5 protein-coding genes and 1 pseudogene are annotated in these 3,421 nt (G+C 74.3%); 2 read left to right on the plus strand and 4 right to left on the minus strand.

Annotated features, from left to right (window positions below; all coding sequences use genetic code 11):
• Positions 1-244: pseudogene (locus AC30N0_RS15750) on the plus strand (hypothetical protein); the annotation flags it as partial.
• A complete protein-coding gene (locus AC30N0_RS15755) occupies positions 241-513 on the plus strand; it encodes a phospholipase D-like domain-containing protein (protein ID WP_489518849.1) in 273 nt (90 codons plus the stop codon). The pseudogene AC30N0_RS15750 and the gene AC30N0_RS15755, both read left to right, overlap by 4 nt.
• 22 nt (positions 514-535) lie before the next feature.
• On the opposite strand, the gene AC30N0_RS15760 is transcribed toward AC30N0_RS15755, so the two are convergent.
• Genes AC30N0_RS15760 through AC30N0_RS15775 form a run of 4 tightly spaced genes read right to left on the minus strand, consistent with a single transcriptional unit; the run spans position 536 to position 3,361 of the window.
• A complete protein-coding gene (locus AC30N0_RS15760) occupies positions 536-1,678 on the minus strand; it encodes a DSD1 family PLP-dependent enzyme (protein ID WP_489518850.1) in 1,143 nt (380 codons plus the stop codon).
• The gene (locus AC30N0_RS15765) at positions 1,675-2,388 is read right to left on the minus strand and encodes a histidine phosphatase family protein (protein ID WP_489518851.1); all 714 of its coding nucleotides are present in this window, start codon (positions 2,386-2,388) and stop codon (positions 1,675-1,677) included. Before AC30N0_RS15765 ends, AC30N0_RS15760 begins: the two co-directional genes overlap by 4 nt.
• On the minus strand, positions 2,388-3,032 hold the full coding sequence (locus tag AC30N0_RS15770; RefSeq protein ID WP_489518852.1) for a YbhB/YbcL family Raf kinase inhibitor-like protein: 645 nt from the start codon (positions 3,030-3,032) through the stop codon (positions 2,388-2,390). Before AC30N0_RS15770 ends, AC30N0_RS15765 begins: the two co-directional genes overlap by 1 nt.
• Before the next feature lie 2 nt (positions 3,033-3,034).
• Complete coding sequence (locus AC30N0_RS15775) at positions 3,035-3,361, minus strand: DUF1840 domain-containing protein (protein WP_489518853.1); 327 nt, start codon at positions 3,359-3,361, stop codon at positions 3,035-3,037.
• Positions 3,362-3,421: the final 60 nt, after the last annotated feature.

Genomic DNA, 3,421 nt, shown 5'->3' on the forward strand with positions numbered 1-3,421 from the left:
CGAGTCGGCCTTCGACGACGAGCTGGCGCGCGGCCGGGTCGAGCTCCTCGGCGCCGCCCACGAGCTGCTGGCCGACGAGCCGATGAAGGCCGATGCCGCCCGGCCCGCTGCTGCGGCCACCGTGGCGGCCGCCCACCTCGCCCTGCTGCGCTCGGCGCGGCGCAGCGTGCAGCTGGCCTCGCCGTACTTCATTCCCGGCGAGGAGGCGATGCGCACGCTGGCCGACTCTTCATCGGCTCGATGAACATGGACCCGCGCTCGGCCCGCTTCAACACCGAAGCCGGCCTGGTGATCCACAGCGCGGCGCTGTGCGCCCAGCTGACGAGCTTCCTCGACGCCAACCGCCGCGAGAGCAGCTACGAAGTCCGCCTGCGCAGCCCCGACAGACGCCTGAGCTGGCAGGCCGGCGCCGACGCCAGCCGGCGAGAGCTGGCCGGCGAGCCCGGCGGCGACGGCCGCGTCGGCCTCGGCCTGCGGCTGATGGCCTGGCTGATCGACGAAGCGATGCTGTGAGCCGCGCCGCTGCGGCCGGCACTCACGACACGCAGCCGCGTGCCTCGATCGGCCACACTGCCTCGACCGAGCCTGCCGCCAGGCCGCCGCGCACCACCACGTAGCGGTCGTGCAGGTTGACGGTCGGGTCGCAGTGCCCCGGCACCAGCCACACCGTCTCGCCGAGGCGCGGCAGCTCGGCCGACGTCGAGCCGGGCCGGGCGCGGAGGATGCCGTGCTCGTCGCCGCCGCTCGTGAAGTCGAGCTCGCGCTGCCACACCGCCGGCATCCCGGAGTCGAGGGCGTGCGACTTGTGCCCGGCGTCGACGACGGCATGGGCGACGCCGCGGCTGACGACCTGGCTCCTGACGAACAGGGCGTGCTCGAACCGGGGCAGGCCGGCGGCGTCGTCGTTGTCGGCGTAGTCGCGGTCCATGAAGAGGTAGCTGCCGGCCTGCAGCTCGCCCCAGAGCGCGCAGGCGACGTCGAAGGCGAAGGTGCCGGTGCCGCCGCCGCTGACCAGCGGGCAGGCGATGCCGGCGGCGCCGATGCCGGCCTGGGCGGCGCGGGCCAGGTCGGCCGCGTGCCGAGAGCTCGCCTCGCGCTCGTCGGCGCCGCGCAGATGCTGGGCCCGGCCGTGGTAGGCCTGGATGCCGGCGAAGCGGAGGCCGCCCTCGGGCGGCGCATGCGAGACGACGCGCTGCGCCAGGGCCCCCGCCGCCGCCGGCGCGACCCCGCAGCGGCCGTGGCCGACGTCGACCTCGACGAAGACGTCGATGCGCGACGACGCCGCGGCGACTGCGGCGGCCAGCCGCTCGACGCCTTCGGCCGAGTCGACCGCGATGGCCAGGCGGATGCGCCCGGCCAGGGCGGCGACGCGGGCCAGCTTGCCCGGGTCGATCACCTCGTTCGAGATGTAGATGTCGTCGATCCCGGCCGCGGCCAGCGCCTCGGCCTCGCTCGTCTTCTGCACGCAGACGCCGACGGCACCGGCCGCCATCTGCAGGCGAGCGATGGTCGCGCACTTGTGCATCTTGGCGTGCGGGCGCAGGCGGACGCCGTGCGCGGAAGCGAACGCCGCCATGGCGGCGAGGTTGCGCTCCATGGCGTCGACGTCGATGACGAGGGCCGGGGTGTCGATGCTCTCGACGGCAGCCCCGATCGCCGGCACGGCCAGGCCGCTCATGAGCGGATCGCCGGCGAGGCGGCGGCCACCGGGCCGTCGCCCTCGCTCTGGTCGTCGAGCGGGCGCTCGCCCTCGAGGTGCGCGGTGTCGCTCCAGCCGACGAGGCTGAAGCCGCGCGGCGTGTACAGCAGGCGGTTGACCGACGCGTTGCCCAGCTGCCAGGAGCGCGCCGCGCCGAGCTCGATCCGCGACGCGGCGCGGTACAGGCAGTCGAGGACGCCGCCATGGGTCACCAGGGCGATCGTCCGGCCGGGCTGGCCGGCGGCGATGCGTGCCGAGGTGGCGACGGCGCGAGCGTAGAAAGCGCGCAGCGTCTCGCCCTCGGGCGGGCCGAAGTCCGGCTCGTGCCGGCGCCAGCGCAGCGCCTCGGCCGGCCAGCGGGCGTCGATCTCGGCATAGGTGAAGCCCTGGAAGATGCCGAAGCTGCGCTCGCGCAGGCCGGTGTCGACGACGATCGGCAGGCCGAGCCGGTCGGCGATGGCGCTCGCAGTGTCGAAGGCGCGCGCCAGGTCGCTGGCGAAGATCGCCTCGATGCCTTCGCCTTCGAGAGCCTCCGCCGCCCGGGCCGCCTGCCAGCGGCCGCGCGCGCTGAGGGCGGTGTCGAGCTGGCCCTGCATGCGCATCTCGGCGTTCCAGTCCGTCTCGCCGTGGCGGACGGCGACGACGCGCGTGACCTCCGCGTCGTGCGGGTCCGCCGCTGCCGCGGTCATCAGGATCCCAGCAGCCGTCGGTTCAGGGTGTAGGTGCCCGAGTACGTCGCCTGGCCGACGACGTGGCCGTGGATGGCGCGGCGCAGGTCCGCGCCGGTGAACCGGCCCTCGACGCCGGCCCGCGCGACGTCGAGCGCATACAGCGTGAAGACGTAGTGGTGGACCAGCGAATCGTTCCAGGGCGGGAACGGCCCGTCGTAGCCGAAGTAGTCGCCGGCCATCTCGGCGTTGCCGGCGAACCAGTTCGTGTAGTCGTTGATGCCGTGCCGCGCCTGCTCGAAGCCGCGCACCGTGACGGCCGGGCCCGGCTTGCCGCGCGCGTCGAAGCGGCTGCTGAACGAGGCCTCGGCGATCGCCGTCGCCGCCGTCGGGAGGTCGGCGAGGACCCAGTGGAAGAAGTCGACGCGGGGCAGCTCGGCCGGCACCTCGCGCCCTTCCTGGTTCACGTCGTCGCCGCGGCTGGGCACGTCGAAGTCGTGGCAGATGAGCGCCAGCGAGCGGGTGCCTGCGGGGAGGTCGCTCCAGGCGATGTGCGGGTTGACGTTGGCGGAGAAGGCGACGCCGCCGGCCGGGTCGATGCGGCCGGCCGCGTAGCGCTCGGGAATCGGCTCGCCGTCGCTCCAGCTGTCGCTGCGCAGCTTCATGCTCAGACTCCCCAGACGATGTCGGCGCGCTGCGCCAGCGAGCGGCGCATCATCTCGAGCAGCGGCCAGGCGCGCTGCTGGATGCCGACGCCGCGGGCGCCCTCGTCGCCGGCGTCATCGCCCTGCGCCGCCCCGGGCCGCCCGCTGTTGCGGGCCTGGGCCTCGGCGTCGGCGATCGCCCGCTCGAGCGCCGCGATCGCCGCCGGCAAGGCCGCCAGCTCGATGATGCCCTGCGCGGCGGGCTCCCTGCCGATGAGGCGGAGCATCTGGTCGCCGACCGGATCCATCATGATCAGATCGCCGTCGGCCTTGGACTTGAATCGGTACATCGCGCCTTCTTCTCTCCGGCCTGCACGGCCTCGCCTTGCGGATACATGTAGCCGCGGTTG

Source organism: Rhizobacter sp. (assembly GCF_031412495.1).
GTDB lineage: Bacteria > Pseudomonadota > Gammaproteobacteria > Burkholderiales > Burkholderiaceae_C > Schlegelella_A.

Excerpts from the sequence above, each read along its gene's own strand:
- AC30N0_RS15760 (WP_489518850.1), bottom strand. The coding sequence starts at position 1,678 with ATGAGCGGCCTGGCCGTGCCGGCGATCGGGGCTGCCGTCGAGAGCATC.
- AC30N0_RS15775 (WP_489518853.1), bottom strand. The coding sequence starts at position 3,361 with ATGTACCGATTCAAGTCCAAGGCCGACGGCGATCTGATCATGATGGAT.
- AC30N0_RS15755 (WP_489518849.1), top strand. The coding sequence starts at position 241 with ATGAACATGGACCCGCGCTCGGCCCGCTTCAACACCGAAGCCGGCCTG.
- AC30N0_RS15765 (WP_489518851.1), bottom strand. The coding sequence starts at position 2,388 with ATGACCGCGGCAGCGGCGGACCCGCACGACGCGGAGGTCACGCGCGTC.
- AC30N0_RS15770 (WP_489518852.1), bottom strand. The coding sequence starts at position 3,032 with ATGAAGCTGCGCAGCGACAGCTGGAGCGACGGCGAGCCGATTCCCGAG.